Genomic DNA, 19,323 nt, shown 5'->3' with positions numbered 1-19,323 from the left:
CTCAGTTCCCGCTCTCGACACGCTGCTGGGCGTGCTTGAGGGCCGACTCACTGGACTGCCCCGTGAGGGCCGACTGGAAGGCGCTCTGCAGGGCCAGCGAGACCGAGGTCCAGCCGGAACCGAGCTTCGCGGTGCGCGAGCGGGCCGTGGCGACCTGGTCGGCGAGCGAGCTCAGCGACGGGACCTTCTCGCGCCACACGGCCGCGGCCTTCTGGTTGGCGGGGATCATCCAGCTGTTCAGCGCGTAGGTGACTTCCTCCTGCTCGCTGGTCATGCAGTTGACGATCTTCGCGGAGGTCTTCTCCCGCGCGGTGTCACCGACGTCGGGGATGGTGAGCATGCCGCCGCCCAGCGGGCCCACCGAGTCCTCGCCGGCCTCCGGGACCGGGATCTGCGCGATGCCCCAGTGCAGGTTCTTCTTGGTGTTGAGCGTCTCGACCTGCCACGGACCGTTGATCATCATGGCCGCGTTGCCCGCCATGAACTGGTCGTTGACGTCGGCCTGGGTCCAGTTGACCGTGGACTTCGAGAGCGAGCCGTCCTTGATGAGCGACTTCCAGTAGTCCAGCGCCTCGACCACCCGAGGGCTGTCGAGGGCGGTCTCGTCACCGCCGTTGGACCACATGAACGGGGTGAACTGGTAGACCCCGTCCTCCGCGCCGCCCGCGCTCAGCGCGACGCCGTAGCTCCCGCTCTTCGTGAGCTTCTCGGCCGTCGACCGCATCTCGGCCCACGTGGTGGGCACCGGCAGGCCGGCCTTGTCGAGGATGTCCTTGTTGTAGAAGAGCGCGAGGGTGTTCACCGTGCGCGCGGCCCCGTAGTACGTGCCCTTGTACGAGCCGTAGTCCAGGATGCCCTCGGGGATGTCCGCGGTGGAGACGCCCAGCTTCTTCAGGTCCAGCAGACCGCCGGTCTCGGCGAACGTCGGCATCTCGGAACCGTCGAACTGGATGATGTCGGGCAGCGACTTCGAGGAGGCCATCCGCAACGACTTCGTCATGACCTGCGCGGCCGGGACGGACTGCTGCTCGATGGTGACGCCCAGCTGCTTGCTGCAGCGCTTCAGCGTCGCCGCGTCCCAGCCGTGGTACGAGTCGTCCGTCGAGGAGTTCAGGACGGTGAACACGCTCTCGTCCCGCTGCGCACCGCAGCCCGAGAGAGCGACGGCGCCGACGAGCGCGGAGACAACGGTGAGCGGGACGACGACCCGCCGGTCGAGACGGCGGCGCCGCTGGCGCGATCCGTCCGTTATATGTGCTGTCACGGGGTGCCCTTGCGTGGGGAGTGGGCCGGACTCCCGGAGACACCGGTGTCTCCGGGAGAGGGGGTCGTGCCCCGGGTACGGGTCCGGCTGGTTCCGTACCCGGCGGGGGTGCCCCGCACGACCGTGCGCGGGGCACCCCTGACCGTCGGGGTCAGCGGACGCCGAGGAGGTGGTCCAGGGCGAGCTGGTCGAGGGCTTCGAAGGCCATGGAGCGTTCGGCGGCGGCGGTGACGTCGAAGGTCTCGTAGGCGGTGGTGTCGGCGAGGAGTCCCTTGAGGCCGTCGGCGGCGGTGGGGGTGGCGAGTTCGTCGAGGCGGGAGGCGGTGAGGGCTTCCTGGACGGCGGGGTCGGCGCGGAAGGCGGCGGCGCGGTCCTTGAGGATCAGGTAGTTGCGCATGCAGTTCTTCGCGGATTCCCAGACGCCGTCGAAGCCGTCGGTGCGCACCGGCTTGAAGTCGAAGTGGCGCGGTCCGGTGTAGTCGGAGTTCTCCAGGAGGTCGACGAGCCAGAAGGCCTGGCGCAGGTCGCCGGCGCCGAAGCGGAAGTCCTGGTCGTACTTGATGCCGGACTGGCCGTTGAGGTCGATGTGGTAGAGCTTGCCGGCCCACAGGGCCTGGGCGATGGCGTGGGGGAAGTTGAGTCCGGCCATCTGCTCGTGGCCGACCTCGGGGTTGACGCCGTAGAGCTCGGGGCGTTCCAGGCGCTCGATGAAGGCGAGGGCGTGGCCGACGGTGGGCAGGAGGATGTCGCCGCGGGGCTCGTTGGGCTTGGGCTCGATCGCGAAGCGGATGTCGTAGCCCTGGTCGGTGACGTACTCGCCCAGGAGGTCGAAGCCCTCCTTCATGCGGTCGAGGGCGTCGCGGACGTCCTTGGCGCCGCCGGACTCGGCGCCCTCGCGGCCGCCCCAGGCGACGTAGGTCTGGGCGCCGAGTTCGGCGGCGAGGTCGATGTTGCGGATGACCTTGCGCAGCGCGAAGCGGCGGACGTCGCGGTCGTTGGAGGTGAAGCCGCCGTCCTTGAACACGGGGTGCGTGAACAGGTTGGTGGTCGCCATCGGGACCTTGAGGCCGGTGCGCTCCAGGGCGTCCTTGAACCGGCCGATCAGCCGGGCGCGCTCGGTGTCGGAGGACCCGAACGGGATCAGGTCGTCGTCGTGGAAGGTCACGCCGTGCGCGCCGAGCTCCGCGAGCCGCTCGACGGACTCGACCGGGTCGAGCGCCGGACGGGTCGGCTCACCGAAGGGGTCGTTGCCCCGCCAGCCCACGGTCCAGAGACCGAAGGTGAACTTGTCAGCGGAAGTGGGAGAGAAACGGTCCGACATGTCTGCCTCTTGTCGACGGGCCCGGACGGCTGCACTGCCGACCGACCAATTTGTTCATTGTCAGTACTAATACTCCACTCATCGGCTTCGCACCAGACCTCTTCTGTGACACAACGGTCACTGCGGGACAACTTTCCCGTCACATGCTGGTTCACATCGGTACCTGTGCCGTGATTCACGGTCGATCCACGGCAATCGCGCCGTATTTGTTTTGTGTACGATCAAAAGAGACTCCCGCAGGAACGAGGTGCGCCATGCCGTCCGGAGAAGCCCGGCACGTACGGGCGGCGGGCCGCGCCCCGCACGCCGTGGCCGCCCGGGACGGCGCCCGCGAGAGCCGTTCCCCGGACGCGGCCCGCCGGACCCCGGAGCCGACCGCCCGGACCCGGGAGCGGACCGCCCGGACCCCGGACCGGCCCGCCCCGGCCCTCCCGCACTCCTGACCCTCGGACTCCCGGGCTCCGCGCGCACCTGACCCGCGACGGAGCCCGGGGCCCGGCCCGAACCCCGATACGACTGCAGAACGGCTGAGGACCCCCATGAAGTTCACCGACGGCTTCTGGCAGATGCGGGACGGTGTGGTCGCCTCGTACGCCACCGAAGTCCGCGATCTGCGCCTGGACACCGACCGGCTCACGGCCTACGCCGCCGTCAAGCGGGTCACGCGCCGGGGCGACACGCTCAACGCCCCGCTCATCACCGTCGAGGCGCACTCGCCCGCCGAGGGCGTCATCGGCGTGCGCGTCACCCACCACGCCGGAAAGCGCCGTCCCGGACCCGAGTTCGACCTGCCCGGCGCCACCGGGGAGGCGACCGCCGGCACCCGCCGCGAGAACGGCACCGCCGAGCTCACCAGCGGCCCGCTCACCCTGCGGCTCTCCGACTCCGGCGCCTTCGGCCTGGACTTCCTGGACGGCGAGGGCCGCCTGCTGACGGCGGCGGGCCCCAAGGGCACCGCCTTCGCCACCGTGCCGGACGGCGGACACCACATGTTCGCGCAGCTCGCCCTCGGTGTCGGCGAGACCATCCACGGACTGGGCGAGCGCTTCACCCCGTACGTGAAGAACGGCCAGGTCGTCGACATCTGGCAGGCGGACGGCGGGACCAGCAGCGAGCAGGCGTACAAGAACATCCCGTTCTACCTCTCCTCGCGCGGCTACGGCGTCTTCGTCAACCACCCCGGCAAGGTCTCCTTCGAGGTCGGTTCCGAGGCCGTGGGCCAGGTGCAGTTCAGCGTCGAGGACCAGACGCTGGAGTACTTCGTCATCGCCGGCCCGACGCCCAAGGACGTCCTCGCCCGCTACACCGCGCTGACCGGCCGCCCCGCGCTGCCACCGGCCTGGTCCTTCGGCCTCTGGCTGACGACCTCCTTCACCACCTCGTACGACGAGGAGACCGTCACCTCGTTCGTGGAGGGCATGTCGGATCGGGGCATCCCGCTCTCCGTCTTCCACTTCGACTGCTTCTGGATGCGCGAGTACCAGTGGTCGGACTTCGAGTGGGACCCGGAGGTGTTCCCGGACCCGGTCGGCATGCTGGCCCGCCTCAAGGACCGGGGGCTGCGGATCTGCCTCTGGATCAACCCGTACATCGCGCAGAAGGGCGCCCTGTACGCGGAGGGGGCCGAGAAGGGCTACTTCGTCGAGACCGCCGACGGTGACGTCTGGCAGTGGGACAAGTGGCAGGCCGGCATGGCGCTGGTCGACTTCACGAACCCCGAGGCGACCGCCTGGTTCCAGAGCAAGCTGAAGGTCCTGCTCGACCAGGGCGTCGACGGCTTCAAGACCGACTTCGGCGAGCGCATCCCGACGGACGTCGTCTGGCACGATGGCTCCGACCCCGAGCGGATGCACAACTACTACACCCACCTCTACAACAAGGCCGTCTTCGACCTCCTGGAGAAGGAGCGCGGCCAGGGCGAGGCCGTCCTCTTCGCCCGCTCGGCGACCGCCGGAGGCCAGCAGTTCCCCGTCCACTGGGGCGGCGACTGCTGGTCCTCCTTCGGCGCGATGGCCGAGTCGCTGCGCGGCGGGCTCTCGCTGAGCCTCTCCGGCTTCGGCTTCTGGAGCCACGACATCGGCGGCTTCGAGGGCACCCCCGACCCGGCCGTCTTCAAGCGCTGGCTCGCCTTCGGCCTCCTTTCCTCGCACAGCCGCCTGCACGGCTCCTCGTCGTACCGCGTGCCGTGGGAGTTCGGCGACGAGGCGGTGGACGTGGCCCGGCAGTTCACCGAACTGAAGCACCGCCTGATGCCGTACCTCTACGGCGCCGCCGTCGAGGCGCACCGCACCGGCGTCCCGGTGATGCGCCCGATGCTGCTGGAGTTCCCGGACGACCCGGCGACCCGCACGGTGGACCGGCAGTACCTCCTCGGCGGCGACGTGCTGGTCGCCCCCGTCTTCACCGAGGACGGACAGGTCGAGTACTACGTCCCCGAGGGCACCTGGACCCACCTGCTCACCGGCGAGACGGTCACCGGCCCGGCCTGGCGCCACGAGACGCACGGCTTCGACAGTCTGCCGCTCCTGGTCCGGCCCGGGGCGGTACTGCCGCTCGGCGCGGACGTCTCGCGCCCGGACGGCGACTGGCTGGACGGCCTCGAACTGCGGGTGTACGCCCCGGCCGGCACCGGCGACTTCTCCCGCACGGTCACCGTCCCCGACCTCACCGGCGCCCCCGCGGCGACCTTCCGGGTGGTCCGCGAGGGCGGCACGATCCATGTGACCTCGGACACGGAGCGGCCGTACGCGATCGAGGTCGTCGGCGAGGACGGAGTGCGGGTGGTCCGCGGCTGATTCGTATACGGTCCGCGTACGAGGCGTGTACGACCCCTGGAGTACCGCCGAAGTAACCCCGGAAGTACCGCCCCGCCCCCGGTGGCGAGCCGCCCGCTCGCGCGTCACCGGGGGCGGGCGCGTGAGCGGGCGCGTCGCGGTGGCCCGGTCCGCGCGGAATGCGATCGTGGTCCGGCGGGTTTGCACGGTCGCAGCGACACGCACGAAGAACGGACGCACCATGGGCGAGTTGATCCTGATCCGGCACGGCGAGACCGAATGGTCCCGCAACGGCCGGCACACCAGTTACACCGATCTGCCGCTCACCGGGTTCGGCGAGACCCAGGCCCGCGCGCTCGTGCCGCTGCTGGCCGACCGTCAGATCGGGCTCAGCCTGGTCAGTCCCTCGGTCCGGGCCCGCCGCACCGCGGAACTCGCCGGACTCGTCTCGCCCCGCATCATCCCCGAGCTCCGGGAGTGGGACTACGGGGGGTACGAGGGCATCACCACCGTCCAGATCCACCTCACCCGCCCCCTCTGGAACCTCTGGACCGACGGGGTCGAGGCCGGTCCCACCGCGCACCCGGGGGAGAGCCCGGCCGAGATCGGTGCGCGGGCCGACAAGGTGCTCGCCGGGGTACGCGCCACGGCCGAAGGGCTCGCCGAGGACGAGGACATCGTGCTCGTCGCCCACTCCCACTTCCTGCGCGTCCTCACCGCGCGCTACCTGGGTCTGCCGCCCGCCGGTGGCAACCTCTTCCAGTTGGCCACCGGCGCGATCTCCCGGCTGGGCACGGAGCACGGGCAGCCCGTGATCACCGCCTGGAACCTGGCCCTGCCCGCGAGCCTCGTGCGCGAGGTCCGCAGGGAGCGCTGAGGCGGCACGGCCCGGCATCGGCCGGCCCGACGCGGCACCCCCCGGAATGCGGGTGGCGTGAGCGTACGGACGGACCATGGACGACCATCCTCCCGAGTGGAGACGGCCGGCACCGGAGGGACCCGGTGCCGGCCGTTCCGCTGTTCCGGCGTCCTCGGGATCGCTCCGGCGGTCCGTTCGAGAATTGAACGCAATTGCACCGCCACTGCGGGTGTACGGCATGAACTCGACCGATTCGCCCGAATTGCATTTCGCCCTGCGGGTGAATGCCGTGAACCGTCGACGCCGAAGACCATCGATTGTCGCCATTTATTGTGATCCGACGGTGGGGCGAACGGGCCGGATCGGACAGGCGGCCCGTCCCGCCCGAGGTCTCGACGACCGCCGGGTGATCCCGCGTTTCGCGGTGGTTACGGGAGAGGTGACGGGCGAATCGTCGAAATCCCGAAAATGCTGCCGTCGGGCTCGGGGCGCACGGTGCCGACATGTCGGTGAGGTCTCAACTCGGGAAAGACTCCCGGGCAAACCTGCATTCGATCTTGCTCCTCCGACCGCAAGTGGACTATACCTGTCGGCGTCTGCACAGCCGTTTCACACGGGTGCGCACTCGGAAGGGTGCGGGGGAGCGTTCGGGGCATGCCATGGGCTGCTCCGTCGTACGGTCTCCCGGCACGCCCAGGCCGAGCCAGGCAATCCGGTATGTCTCTCTGCACGACCCAAGCGCAACCGACCGTGCGGTGGCGGGGCCCTTCGCCTGTGGCGAGATCTCGACGGGTGACCGGCACACCGCCCGAGTCCTGATGAAGGTGAGGACTTGAGCATGGGATCGACCTCCGCCCACAACAACGAGGGTCTCGGCCGTCGCGACCTGATCAAGCGATCCGCCGCACTCGGCGTGATCACCGTTCCCACGATGAGCTTCCTGGCGTCCTGCGCCAGCGGCGACAGCGGCTCCGACGAGAAGGTCGAGAAGGGCACCAAGTCCGCGGAGAACCCGCTGGCCGTGAACGAGAGCGCGCCCCTGGAACTCGTCATCTTCGACGGCGGGTTCGGCACCAAGTACGCCGAGGACGCGAAGGCCGTCTACGCGAAGACGTACCCCAAGTCCAAGATCACGTTCTCCAAGACCCAGAAGATCCAGTCGGTCCTGCAGCCGCGCTTCAACGGCGGCACCCCGCCGGACCTGATCGACAACTCCGGTGCCCAGCAGATGGACATGGGCGTCCTGGTCGGCAAGAAGCAGCTCGCGGACCTGACTCCGCTGCTCGACGCCCCGTCGATCGACGACCCGAGCAAGACGGTGCGCGACACCCTGCGCCCGGGGATCGTCGAGATGGGCCAGTTCGACGGCGACCCGGTCTGGATCATGTACTACGCCTACACCGTGTACGGCGTCTGGTACTCGCAGACCGCTCTGGACAAGCTCGACGCGGCGTACCCGGAGACCTGGGACGACATGCTCGCGCTCTGCGCCAAGGCGAAGAAGAAGGGCATCGCCGGCTGGACCTACGCCGGTAAGTACCCGTACTACCTGCCGTTCTCGCTCTACCCCTTCATCGCCAAGATCGGTGGCGTCGAGGTGCTCGACGCGATCGACAACCTGGAGCCGAAGGCGTGGGAACACCCCGCGGTCAAGGCGGCGTTCGAGGCGTACTACGAGCTCTACAAGAAGGGCTACGTCCTCCAGGGCACCCCGGGCCTGGACCACCGCGGTTCGCAGGGCGCGTGGGCCAACGGCAAGGCGCTGTTCATCCCCAACGGCTCCTGGGTCGAGAACGAGGAAGCCTCGGTCATCCCCAAGGACTTCAAGCTGTCCGTGGGCGCTCCCTCCAGCCTCGACGCCTCGGACAAGATGCCGTTCGGCACCATCTGGGCGTCCGGCGGTGAACCGTTCATCGTCCCGGCCAACGCCAAGAACGCCGAGGGCGGCATGGAGCAGCTGCGCATCATGCTCAGTGAGGCGTCCTCCAAGTCCTTCACCTCCAGTACCAAGTCCCTCTCCGCCTACAACGGCGGAACCGACGGCATCGAGCTGTCGGACGGCCTCAAGTCCGGTGTCGCCGCGCTGGAGAAGGCCGGGACCAACGTCGTCAACCCGCGCCTGCAGGACTGGTACGTGAAGCTCCAGAAGGAGCAGATCGGCGTCTCCGGTCTCGGCGAGATGATGGCGGGCCGCGCGACCCCCGCCGAGGCGATCAAGAAGATCCAGGGCTACGCGGACGCGGCGGCCAAGGACCAGTCCATCAAGCACTTCAAGCACCAGTGATCCACGCGTCACCAGCGGCGGCACGGCAGGAAGGTCGGAGTCGGTAACGATGCAGCACGGTAAATACCGGTTCATAGTCGGGTTCTTGATCGCCCCGATGGCGTTGTACGTCATCTTCGTCATCTGGCCCTTCATCCAGTCCATCTACTACTCGTTCACGGACTGGACGGGGCTGAGCCCGGACTTCGAGATGGTCGGCTTCGACAACTACACCAAGATGTTCAAGGACGACGTCTTCTGGAAATCGCTGCAGCACAGCGTGCTGCTGGCGATCCTGCTGCCGCTGGTGACGCTGGGGCTCGCCCTCTTCTTCGCCTTCATGCTCAATGTGGGCGGCCGGCGCCGAAAGGGCGCCATCATCTCGGGCGTGCGCGGATCGGGCTTCTACAAGATCGCCTACTTCTTCCCCCAGGTCCTCTCCATCGCCATCGTGGCGATCCTCTTCCAGTTCGCGTTCGATCCTGCCCAGGGCATGATCAACGGTTCGCTGAAGGCACTCGGATTCCACGACCTGCCGAACTGGCTCGGCGATCCGAAACTGGCGCTCTGGTGCATCGTCGCGGTCCTCGTCTGGTGCACGACCGGCTTCTTCGTGGTGCTCTTCTCGGCGGGCATGGCGTCCATCCCGAAGGACTTCTACGAGGCGGCCCTGCTGGACGGCGCGAGCAGGTTCACCACCTTCTCCCGGATCACCCTCCCGCTGCTCTGGGACACCGTGCAGTCCGGGTGGGTCTACATGGGCATCCTCGCGCTGGGCGCCGAGGGCTTCGCCGTGGTGAACATCATGAGCGTCGGCCCCGGCGGGCCGGACTACTCGACCACCGTCCTGCCGCTGTACGTCTACCAGGCGGCGTTCCGGGACGGGCAGGCGGGCTATGCGACCACGATCGGTGTCGCCCTGCTCCTCGTGACCCTGGCGTTCGCCGCCATCGTCATGAAGCTGGGCCGGCGCGAGCGGCTGGAGTACTGATGAAGACCACTGACACCCCGCCCATCCTCCGCGAGGAGCCGGGCGTCCCCGGGCAACGGATCGCCGAGAGCGACGGCGCGGGCGCGCCCCGGGCCAAGCGCGGTGAGGGGCACGTCCTCAACGTCTTCTCGCACGGTGTGCTCGTCATCTGGGCGCTCCTGGTGATCCTGCCGCTGTTCTGGGCCGTGATGTCCGCCTTCAAGTCGGACAAGGCCATCTTCAACACCCCCTGGGCGCTGCCCGACTCGCTGAGCTTTGACGCGTGGGGGCGCGCCTGGAACCAGGCGCACATGAGCGAGTACTTCCTCAACACCGTCCTGGTGGTGGGCGGTTCGCTCGTGGGCACGCTGGTGCTGGGGTCGATGGCGGCCTACGTGCTGGCCCGGTTCGACTTCCCCGGCAACCGGTTCATCTACTTCTTGTTCGTCGGCGGCATGAGCTTCCCGGTCATGCTGGCCCTGGTCCCGTTGTTCTACGTCATGGACAACATGGGGATGCTGAACACGATCCAGGGCCTGATCCTCGTGTACATCGCGTACTCGCTGCCCTTCACCGTGTTCTTCCTGACCTCGTTCTTCCGTACGCTGCCGACCTCGGTGGCGGAGGCGGCGCTGATCGACGGGGCCTCGCACACCCGGACCTTCTTCCAGGTGATGCTGCCGATGGCGAAGCCCGGACTGATCAGCGTCGGGATCTTCAACTTCCTGGGGCAGTGGAACCAGTACATGCTGCCGACGGTGCTGAACACCGACCCGGACAAGCGGGTGCTCGCACAGGGGCTGGTGGAGCTCTCCACCAGCCAGGGTTACAAGGGGGACTACTCCGGGCTCTTCGCCGGGCTGGTCATCGCCATGCTCCCCGTTCTCGCCGCGTACATCGTCTTCCAGCGCCAAGTGGTGGCGGGTCTGACCGCGGGAGCGCTCAAGTAGCACCGCCGCTTCACCGCCGCTTCACCACGGAACCGCCCGACCGCCTCCGGCCGTTGGGCGGTTTCGTCCGTGTTGCACCGGATTGGACCGACCTCATATGGGGAGGTGCCGCGCTCATACGGGGCTCCGCACGCTCAAGGTCTTGACGGGGCACACCCTGGAAAGGTCAGCTATTGGTTCACATGTTAGAGAAAACGGCAGGAGTGAGTGAGTCGATGGAGACTCCGGGGTCGCAGACGTCTCTGCATCGGGCCAATCTTGAACGGGTCGTACGTGCGGTGCGCATGGCAGGTTCGCTCACCCAGGCGGAGATCGCCAGGAGCACCGGGCTCTCCGCGGCCACCGTCTCCAACATCGTGCGCGAGCTGAAGGACGGGGGCACCGTCGAGGTGACGCCCACCTCGGCCGGCGGCCGGCGGGCCCGGAGCGTCTCGCTCAGCGGCGACGCGGGCGTGGTCATCGGCGTCGACTTCGGCCATACGCACCTGCGCGTGGCGATCGGCAACCTGGCCCACCAGGTGCTCGCCGAGGAATCCGAGCCGATGGACGTGGACGCCTCCTCCGCGGAGGGGTTCGGCCGGGCGGAAGCCCTGGTCAACCGGCTGATCCGGACCACCGGGATAGGGCCGGACAAGGTGATAGGCGTGGGGCTCGGGGTGCCCGGCCCGATCGACGTGGAGTCGGGCACGCTCGGCTCCACGTCGATCCTGCCGGGATGGACGGGCATCAACCCCAGCGCCGAACTCGCCACCCGCCTCGGGGTGCCCGTCTACGTCGACAACGACGCCAACCTGGGGGCGCTGGGAGAGCTGGTCTGGGGGAGCGGGCGCGGGGTCAAGGACCTCGCGTACATCAAGGTCGCCAGCGGGGTGGGGGCCGGTCTGGTGATCGACGGGGCCATCTACCGGGGGCCCGGCGGGACGGCCGGGGAGATCGGCCACATCACCCTCGACGAGTCCGGGCCGGTCTGCCGCTGCGGCAACCGGGGATGCCTGGAGACCTTCGCGGCCGCGCGCTACGTGCTGCCGCTGCTGATGCCGAGCCACGGCCCCGACCTGACCATGGAGCGGGTCGTCCAGCTGGCCCGTGAGGGCGACCCGGGATGCCGCCGGGTGATCGCCGACGTCGGGCGGCACATCGGCAGCGGTGTCGCCAACCTGTGCAACCTCCTCAACCCCAGCCGGGTCGTACTCGGGGGATCGCTTGCGGAGGCCGGGGAGTTGGTCCTCGGGCCAATCCGCGACTCCGTCGCGCGCTACTCGATCCCGAGCGCCGCGCGGCAGCTCTCGGTGCTTCCGGGGGCGCTCGGCGGGCGGGCCGAGGTGCTCGGCGCACTGGCTCTCGTGCTGAGTGAAATGGGTGATTCGACCCTGTTGGAGAACGCGCACTCCACGGCAACGCCTGCCTTCACTTAGATAACGAATGGCACCGTTGTCATCTCGTTAAGTATTTACTCCTTGACGCCGACCCTGCGGCCGAGTTGACTTCCGTCCACCTCGGCCGCAACGTCGCGGCCTCGTCAGGGAGGTTCGAGTAATGAACACACGTATGCGTCGTGCCGCTGTCGCCGTTGCCGCCACCGCTATGGCGGTCTCGCTCGCCGCTTGTGGCAGCGCCAAGGAGTCCGGTGACAAGTCGGACGACTCCTCGGCCAAGAAGGGCGACGACCTCAAGATAGGTCTGCTCCTTCCGGAGAACGCCACCGCTCGGTACGAGAAGTTCGACAAGCCGATCATCGAGAAGAAGATCGGCGAGCTCACCGGCGGCAAGGCGGAGGTCGTCTACAGCAACGCCAAGCAGGACGCCACGCTGCAGGCCCAGCAGGTCGAGACCATGATCACCAACAAGGTCGACGCCCTGATCATCGACGCGGTGGACTCCAAGTCGATCGCCAACAGCGTGCAGAAGGCCAAGGACGCGGGCATCCCCGTCGTCGCCTTCGACCGCCTCGCCGAGGGCCCCATCGACGCCTACACCTCCTTCGACAACGAAGAGGTCGGCCGGGTCCAGGGCAAGGCCCTGCTCGAGGCGCTGGGCGACAAGGCCTCCCAGGGCAAGATCGTGATGATGAACGGCGCGATCACCGACCCGAACGCCGCACTCTTCAAGAAGGGCGCCAAGTCCGTCCTGGACGGCAAGGTGACCGTCGGCAAGGAGTACGACACCAAGGAGTGGAAGCCGGAGAACGCCAACGCCAACATGGAGGCGGCGATCACGGCTCTCGGCAAGGACAAGATCGTCGGCGTCTACTCCGCCAACGACGGCATGGCCGGCGGTATCATCACCGCCCTCAAGGCCTCCGGTCTCAAGACCCTCCCGCCGGTCACCGGCCAGGACGCCGAACTCGCGGGCGTGCAGCGCATCGTCGCCGGTGAGCAGTTCATGAGCGTCTACAAGCCGTACTCCCCGGAGGGTGAGGCCGCCGCCACCATGGCCGTCTCGCTGGCCAAGGGCGAGAAGATCGCCTCCACGGTCGCCACCTCGACCGTGGACAGCCCCACCACCAAGGGTGTCCCGACCTACCTCGTCCCGGTCGTCTCGCTGACCAAGGACAACATCAAGGACACGGTCATCGAGGACGGCGTCTACACCGTCGCCGAGATCTGCGCCGGCCAGTACGCCTCGGCCTGCGCCACCCTCGGCCTCAAGTAGTCCCTCCCGCCGGGCCCCGTCACCGCCTCCGCGCGGCCGGCGGGGACGCGGCCGGGTCCGGCCCCGCCCCGGCGGAACGGCAGGACCCCGTGGGCCCGCCGCACAGCGGCCCGCCCACACCCCAGAAGCCTGTCCGGTGTCCCGCCCCCGCAACAGCCCCGCTAACGGGCGGGGCGCCGGACGGAAACGCTTCCTCGCTTTCCCTTCTGCTCAACCACCGCGCCTTCCCCCGGGCGCGGCATCCCCGCCGGTCAGGCGGCGAAGGAGATGGTTCACGTGTCCGCTACGCCCGTGTTGGCGTTGCGAGGGATCTCCAAGCGATTCGGTGCCGTCCAGGTACTCACCGAAGTCGAGCTCGAGGTCCACGCCGGAGAAGTCGTCGCCCTGGTCGGCGACAACGGTGCCGGTAAATCAACGCTGGTCAAGACCATTGCCGGTGTCCACCCCATCGATGACGGTGTCATCGAGTGGCAGGGCAAGCCGGTCCACATCAACCGCCCCCAGGACGCCCAGGGCCTCGGCATCGCGACGGTCTACCAGGACCTCGCGCTGTGCGACAACCTCGACGTGGTGGGCAACCTCTACCTCGGCCGGGAGCTGCGACGCTTCGGCATCCTCGACGAGGTCGAGATGGAGCGCCGCTCCCGCGAGCTGCTCTCCACGCTCTCCATCCGCATCCCCAGCGTCCGGATCCCGATCGCCTCGCTCTCCGGCGGTCAGCGCCAGACGGTGGCCATCGCACGTTCGATGCTCGGTGACCCGAAGCTGGTCATCCTCGACGAGCCGACGGCCGCCCTCGGCGTCGAGCAGACCGCCCAGGTCCTCGACCTGGTCGAGCGGCTGCGCGAGCGGGGTCTCGCGGTCATCCTCATCAGCCACAACATGGCCGACGTCAAGGCGGTGGCCGACAAGGTCGCCGTGCTGCGCCTCGGTCACAACAACGGCGTCTTCGACGTGAAGACCACCTCGCACGAAGAGATCATCTCTGCCATCACGGGCGCCACGGACAACGCCGTGACCCGTCGTGCGGCGCGCACCGCGGAGGTTTCGAAGTGAACACGGACAAGACCTCCACCGCCCCGGCGGCGACACCGGTCGTCAACCAGGAGGCCGCCGCAGGCGCCGCCACCGCGGTCGACCCCCGGCTGCTCGTCCGCGAGCAGGGACTCGGCGGCTACTTCAGCGAGTTCAAGCGCAAGATCAGCGCCGGTGACCTGGGCTCGCTCCCGGTCGTCGTCGGCCTGATCGTCATCTGCATCATCTTCCAGAGCATGAACTCCGAGTTCCTCTCCGCGAAGAACATCACCGACATCTCCGTCACGATGGTCGCCACCGGCATGATGGCCGTCGGCATCATCTTCGTGCTGCTGCTCGGTGAGATCGACCTCTCGGTCGGCTCGGTCAGTGGTGTCGCGGGTGCCCTCGTCGCGGTGCTCAGCATCACCCACGGCATGAACGAGTGGCTCGCCATCCTCATCGCCATCATCAGCGGTGCGGTGATCGGTGCGATCCACGGCTTCTTCTTCGCCAAGATCGGCGCTCCGGCGTTCGCCGTCACCCTGGCCGGCCTGCTGTTCTGGCTCGGCTTCATGCTCAACCTGCTCGGCGACACGGGCACGATCAACCTGGACAGCAAGGGCGTCGTCGGCCAGATGACGACGTACTACTTCACGGACGTCGCCGCGGCGTACGGCCTCGCCGTCGTCGGTGTGGCCGCGTTCTTCCTGTCGGCGTTCTTCGACAGCCGTCGCCGCGAGGCGGCCGGTGTCCCGGCCCGCCCGCTCGCCGACATCATCCTGCGCACGGTCGTCCTGGCGGTCTTCGCCTTCGCCGCCGCGTTCATGTTCAACCAGGACCGCGGTCTGCCCCTGGCGTTCGTCTTCTTCGTCGTCGCCCTGGTCGCCTCGGACTTCGTCCTGCGCCGCACGGCCTACGGCCGGAAGATCTTCGCCCTCGGTGGCAGCGTCGAGGCCTCCCGCCGCGCCGGTATCAACGTCACCGCGATCCGGATCTCCGTGTTCGCCATCGCCGGTACGTTCGCGGCCATCGGCGGCCTGTTCTGGGCCTCCAAGATCGCGTCCGCCAACCAGAGCGCCGGCACCGGCGACCTGCTGATGAACGTCATCGCCGCGGCCGTCATCGGCGGCACCAGCCTCTTCGGTGGCCGGGGCCGCACCTGGAACGCCCTCCTCGGCGTGATGGTCATCGTCTCCATCCAGTACGGCCTGAACCTCGAAGGCATCGCCACCCCGGTCCAGTACATGATCACGGGTGCCGTCCTCCTGGCGACGGTCTGCATCGACTCCGTCACCCGGAAGACCCAGAAGACGGCGGGCCGCGCCTGACCCACGGCTCCGCGCGGGTGCCCGGTGTCCCCCAGGGGGCGCCGGGCACCCGCGCGTGCGTGTTCCCGCCACTCCGGCCGCCGTTCCCCCCGTGTTCGATGGGGGGAACGGCGGCTTCCGGGGTAGGAGCAGGCAGCGCGGGTTTCCGACGGGCGCTCACGCCCGGGAGGCCCCCGGCGTGAGAAGGAACGCACCGCCCGATGCCGCGGCCACGAACCGGAACATTAGACTCGTCGGAATCGACACGCTCGACCAGCTCACACGCAAGGAGGCACGGGTGGACCTGCTGACCCGCATCGAGGGACCGCGCGACCTGGACCGGCTCAGCCTCGACCAGCTGGAACAGCTCGCCGGGGAGATCCGTACGTTCCTGGTCGACGCCGTGTCCAAGACCGGTGGGCACCTGGGCCCCAACCTGGGCGTGGTCGAGCTGACCATCGCCCTCCACCGGGTCTTCGAGTCCCCCCGTGACAAGGTCCTCTTCGACACCGGCCACCAGAGCTACGTGCACAAGCTGCTCACGGGCCGCCAGGACTTCTCCCGGCTCAAGAGCAAGGGCGGTCTGTCGGGCTACCCCTCGCGCGCCGAGTCCGCGCACGACGTCATCGAGAACTCGCACGCCTCCACCGTCCTCGGCTGGGCGGACGGCCTCGCCAAGGCCAACGAGGTCCTGCGCAGGGACGACCACGTCGTCGCGGTCATCGGTGACGGCGCCCTCACCGGCGGCATGGCCTGGGAAGCGCTGAACAACATCGCCGCCGCCAAGGACCGCCCGCTCGTCATCGTCGTCAATGACAACGAGCGCTCCTACGCGCCGACCATCGGCGGCCTCGCCACCCACCTGGCCACCCTGCGCACCACGGACGGCTACGAGCGCTTCCTGGCCCGCGGCAAGGACCTCCTGGGACGCACCCCCGTCGTCGGCCGGCCGCTCTACGAGACGCTGCACGGCGCGAAGAAGGGCCTCAAGGACTTCATCGCCCCGCAGGGCATGTTCGAGGACCTCGGTCTGAAGTACGTCGGCCCCATCGACGGCCACGACATCGAGGCCCTGGAGTCCGCCCTGCTGCGCGCCAAGCGCTTCGGCGGACCGGTCATCGTGCACTGCATCACGGAGAAGGGCCGCGGCTACACCCCCGCCCTCCAGGACGAGGCCGACCGCTTCCACGCCGTCGGCAAGATCCACCCCGACACCGGCCTGCCCATCTCCACCTCCGGCCTCGACTGGACCTCCGTCTTCGGCGAGGAGATGGTCCGACTCGGCCACGAGCGCGAGGACATCGTCGCGATCACCGCCGCGATGCTCCAGCCGGTCGGCCTCGGCAAGTTCGAGGAAGCCTTCCCCGACCGCATCTACGACGTCGGCATCGCCGAACAGCACGGCGCGGTCTCCGCCGCCGGCCTCGCCACCGGCGGCCTGCACCCCGTCTTCGCCGTCTACGCCACCTTCCTCAACCGCGCCTTCGACCAGGTCCTGATGGACGTGGCCCTGCACAAGTGCGGTGTCACCTTCGTGCTGGACCGGGCCGGCATCACGGGCACGGACGGCGCTTCGCACAACGGCATGTGGGACATGTCGATCCTCCAGTGCGTGCCGGGGCTGCGGATCGCCGCCCCGCGCGACGCCGACCAGGTCCGCGCCCAGCTGCGCGAGGCCGTCGACGTCGACGACGCGCCCACCGTGGTCCGCTTCTCCAAGGGCGCGGTCGGCCCCGCCGTCAAGGCGGTCGGCACCGTCGGCTCCATGGACCTGCTGCGCACCCCCGACACCGACCGGCCGGACGTGCTGCTGGTCTCCGTCGGCGCGCTCGCCCCCATGTGCCTGGAGATCGCCGACCTGCTGGACGCCCAGGGCATCACGACCACCGTGGTCGACCCCCGCTGGGTCAAGCCGGTCGACGAGGCCATGGCCCCGCTCGCCGAGCGCCACCGGGTCGTCGTCACCGTCGAGGACAACAGCCGCGTCGGCGGAGTCGGCTCCGCCGTCGCCCAGGCGCTCCGCGACGCCGGCGTCGACCTGCCGCTGCGCGACTTCGGCATTCCGCCGGTCTTCCTCGACCACGCCTCCCGCAACGAGGTCATGGCCGAGATCGGCCTCACCGCCCCGGACATCGCCCGCCAGGTCACCGGCCTCGTCGCCAAGCTCGACGGCCGCTACGAGACCCGCGACGCGGAGCCCGCCCGCGACTGACCCGTGGCGCCGGGCGACCGGAGCACCCCGCGTACCGCCGAATGGGCCGGTGCCGCCTCCCTGTACGGGTGGTGGCACCGGCCCGTTCGCGCGACATGCCCCGCAGGGCGCGCCGCGCGCGGACGGGCTCCCCATGATGGCGCCCACGACGAGTGCGTGGAGGTACGCGGGTGAGCGTGGAGCAGGGGACACCCCCCGGCCGGGACGGGCTGTTCCGGACCAAGACGATCGAACAGTCCATGCGGGACACCGAGGAGCCCGAGCACGCGCTCAGGAAGTCGCTCTCCGCCCTGGACCTCACGGTCTTCGGGGTCGGTGTCGTCATCGGCACCGGCATCTTCGTCCTCACCGGCAAGGTCGCCAAGGAGACCGCGGGCCCCGCCACCGCCATCGCCTTCGCGGTGGCCGGTGCGGTCTGCGCGCTGGCCGCCCTCTGCTACGCCGAGTTCGCCTCCACGGTCCCGGTGGCGGGTTCCGCGTACACCTTCTCCTACGCCTCGCTCGGCGAGCTGGTGGCGTGGATCATCGGCTGGGACCTGGTGCTGGAGTTCGCGCTGGGCACCGCAGTGGTCGCCGTCGGCTGGTCGGGGTACGTCCGCTCGCTGCTCGACAACGCGGGGTGGTCCCTGCCCGACGCCCTCGCGGGGCCCGACGTGGCGAGCGGCTTCGGATTCGACGTCCTCGCCTTCGTCCTCGTCCTGGTCCTCACCGCCGTCCTCGTACTCGGCATGAAGCTCTCGGCGCGGGTGACCACCGTCGTGGTGGCGATCAAGGTCGCCGTCGTGCTGATCGTGATCGTCGCCGGGCTCTTCTTCATCGACACCGCCAACTACTCGCCCTTCATCCCCGAGGCCGAGCCGCAGCCCTCCGGCACCGGGCTGGACTCCCCTCTGGTCCAGGCGCTGTTCGGCTACGCGCCCACCAACTTCGGGGTGATGGGCATCTTCACCGCCGCCTCCGTCGTCTTCTTCGCCTTCATCGGCTTCGACGTGGTCGCCACCGCGGCCGAGGAGACCCGGCACCCGCAGCGCGACATGCCCCGGGGCATCCTCGGGTCGCTCCTCATCTGCACGGTGCTCTACGTCGCCGTCTCCGTCGTGGTCACCGGCATGCAGCACTACACCGAACTCTCCGTGAGCGCCCCCCTGGCGGACGCCTTCAAGGCGGTCGGCCACCCCTTCTACGCGGGCATCATCAGCTTCGGCGCCGCGGTCGGCCTCACCGTCGTCTGCATGATCCTGCTGCTCGGCCAGTCCCGGGTCTTCTTCGCGATGAGCCGGGACGGGCTGCTGCCCCGGTTCTTCTCGGTGACCCACCCGAAGTACGGCACCCCCTACCGTCCGACGATCCTGCTCGGCGTCGTCATCGCGATCGTCGCCGGCTTCACCAGCATCGACGAGCTGGCGACCCTGGTGAACATCGGGACGCTCTTCGCGTTCGTGGTCGTCGCCCTCGGCGTGATCGTGCTGCGCCGCACCCGCCCCGACCTGCCCCGGTCCTTCCGCACCCCGTGGGTGCCGCTGCTCCCGGTCGTGTCGGTGGCCGCCTCGGTCTGGCTGATGCTCAACCTGCCGGTGGAGACCTGGCTCCGGTTCGCGATCTGGATGGCGCTGGGCATCGTCATCTACTTCGTGTACGGACGCCGGCACAGCCGGCTGGAGACCGTCCGGAAGTGACGCGCGGACAAGGAGGGGGCGTGCGGTCGGGATGACCGCACGCCCCCTCTGCCGCACC

At 69.0% G+C, this 19,323-nt stretch carries 14 protein-coding genes; 12 read left to right on the top strand and 2 right to left on the bottom strand.

The genetic code is table 11. The annotated features are described in order from the left end of the window. Position 1: 1 nt before the first annotated feature. Positions 2-1,264, bottom strand: a complete 1,263-nt coding sequence (locus PZB77_RS05555; protein WP_275491424.1) for a sugar ABC transporter substrate-binding protein — start codon at positions 1,262-1,264, stop codon at positions 2-4. Positions 1,265-1,415: 151 nt separating this feature from the next. Then, complete coding sequence (xylA, locus tag PZB77_RS05550; RefSeq protein WP_275491423.1) at positions 1,416-2,585, bottom strand: xylose isomerase; 1,170 nt, start codon at positions 2,583-2,585, stop codon at positions 1,416-1,418. 254 nt (positions 2,586-2,839) lie between these two features. On the opposite strand from xylA, the gene PZB77_RS05545 reads away from it, so the two are divergent. The 12 genes from PZB77_RS05545 to PZB77_RS05490 all read left to right on the top strand — a co-directional run bounded on the left by PZB77_RS05545 (position 2,840) and on the right by PZB77_RS05490 (position 19,265). Beyond that, entirely contained in the window at positions 2,840-3,028 is a 189-nt protein-coding gene (locus PZB77_RS05545) for a hypothetical protein (protein WP_275491422.1), read from the top strand. Positions 3,029-3,124: 96 nt separating this feature from the next. Beyond that, positions 3,125-5,380, top strand: coding sequence for an alpha-xylosidase (gene yicI, locus PZB77_RS05540; RefSeq protein ID WP_275491421.1), 2,256 nt, complete (start codon positions 3,125-3,127; stop codon positions 5,378-5,380). Positions 5,381-5,600: 220 nt separating this feature from the next. Then, a complete protein-coding gene (locus tag PZB77_RS05535) occupies positions 5,601-6,236 on the top strand; it encodes a histidine phosphatase family protein (RefSeq protein ID WP_275491420.1) in 636 nt (211 codons plus the stop codon). Between the two features lie 820 nt (positions 6,237-7,056). Continuing rightward, entirely contained in the window at positions 7,057-8,502 is a 1,446-nt protein-coding gene (gene ngcE / locus PZB77_RS05530; RefSeq protein ID WP_275491418.1) for an N-acetylglucosamine/diacetylchitobiose ABC transporter substrate-binding protein, read from the top strand. A gap of 49 nt (positions 8,503-8,551) precedes the next feature. Then, on the top strand, positions 8,552-9,472 hold the full coding sequence (locus PZB77_RS05525; RefSeq protein WP_275491417.1) for a sugar ABC transporter permease: 921 nt from the start codon (positions 8,552-8,554) through the stop codon (positions 9,470-9,472). Then, positions 9,472-10,401 carry a carbohydrate ABC transporter permease gene (locus PZB77_RS05520; protein ID WP_275491416.1) on the top strand — a complete coding sequence of 310 codons (930 nt, stop codon included), beginning with the start codon at positions 9,472-9,474 and terminating at the stop codon, positions 10,399-10,401. The genes PZB77_RS05525 and PZB77_RS05520 overlap by 1 nt, the downstream gene beginning before the upstream one ends. A 215-nt stretch (positions 10,402-10,616) precedes the next feature. Beyond that, positions 10,617-11,816: an ROK family transcriptional regulator gene (locus PZB77_RS05515; protein ID WP_275491415.1), complete on the top strand. Its 1,200-nt coding sequence runs from the start codon at positions 10,617-10,619 to the stop codon at positions 11,814-11,816. 121 nt (positions 11,817-11,937) lie between these two features. After that, positions 11,938-13,053, top strand: a complete 1,116-nt coding sequence (locus PZB77_RS05510; protein WP_275491414.1) for a sugar ABC transporter substrate-binding protein — start codon at positions 11,938-11,940, stop codon at positions 13,051-13,053. Between the two features lie 267 nt (positions 13,054-13,320). Then, complete coding sequence (locus PZB77_RS05505; protein ID WP_275491413.1) at positions 13,321-14,109, top strand: ATP-binding cassette domain-containing protein; 789 nt, start codon at positions 13,321-13,323, stop codon at positions 14,107-14,109. Next, positions 14,106-15,398, top strand: coding sequence for a sugar ABC transporter permease (locus PZB77_RS05500; protein ID WP_275491412.1), 1,293 nt, complete (start codon positions 14,106-14,108; stop codon positions 15,396-15,398). The genes PZB77_RS05505 and PZB77_RS05500 overlap by 4 nt, the downstream gene beginning before the upstream one ends. Before the next feature lie 277 nt (positions 15,399-15,675). Next, positions 15,676-17,589: a 1-deoxy-D-xylulose-5-phosphate synthase gene (gene dxs / locus PZB77_RS05495; RefSeq protein ID WP_275491411.1), complete on the top strand. Its 1,914-nt coding sequence runs from the start codon at positions 15,676-15,678 to the stop codon at positions 17,587-17,589. A 170-nt stretch (positions 17,590-17,759) separates the two neighbouring features. Then, positions 17,760-19,265 carry an amino acid permease gene (locus PZB77_RS05490; protein ID WP_275491410.1) on the top strand — a complete coding sequence of 502 codons (1,506 nt, stop codon included), beginning with the start codon at positions 17,760-17,762 and terminating at the stop codon, positions 19,263-19,265. The last annotated feature ends 58 nt before the right edge of the window (positions 19,266-19,323 follow it).

The sequence above is a fragment of the Streptomyces sp. AM 2-1-1 genome, assembly GCF_029167645.1.
In the GTDB taxonomy this organism is placed as follows: Bacteria; Actinomycetota; Actinomycetes; order Streptomycetales; family Streptomycetaceae; genus Streptomyces.
Note: the sequence above shows the minus strand (reverse complement) of the source record. Positions and strands in the feature narration are given on the sequence as shown.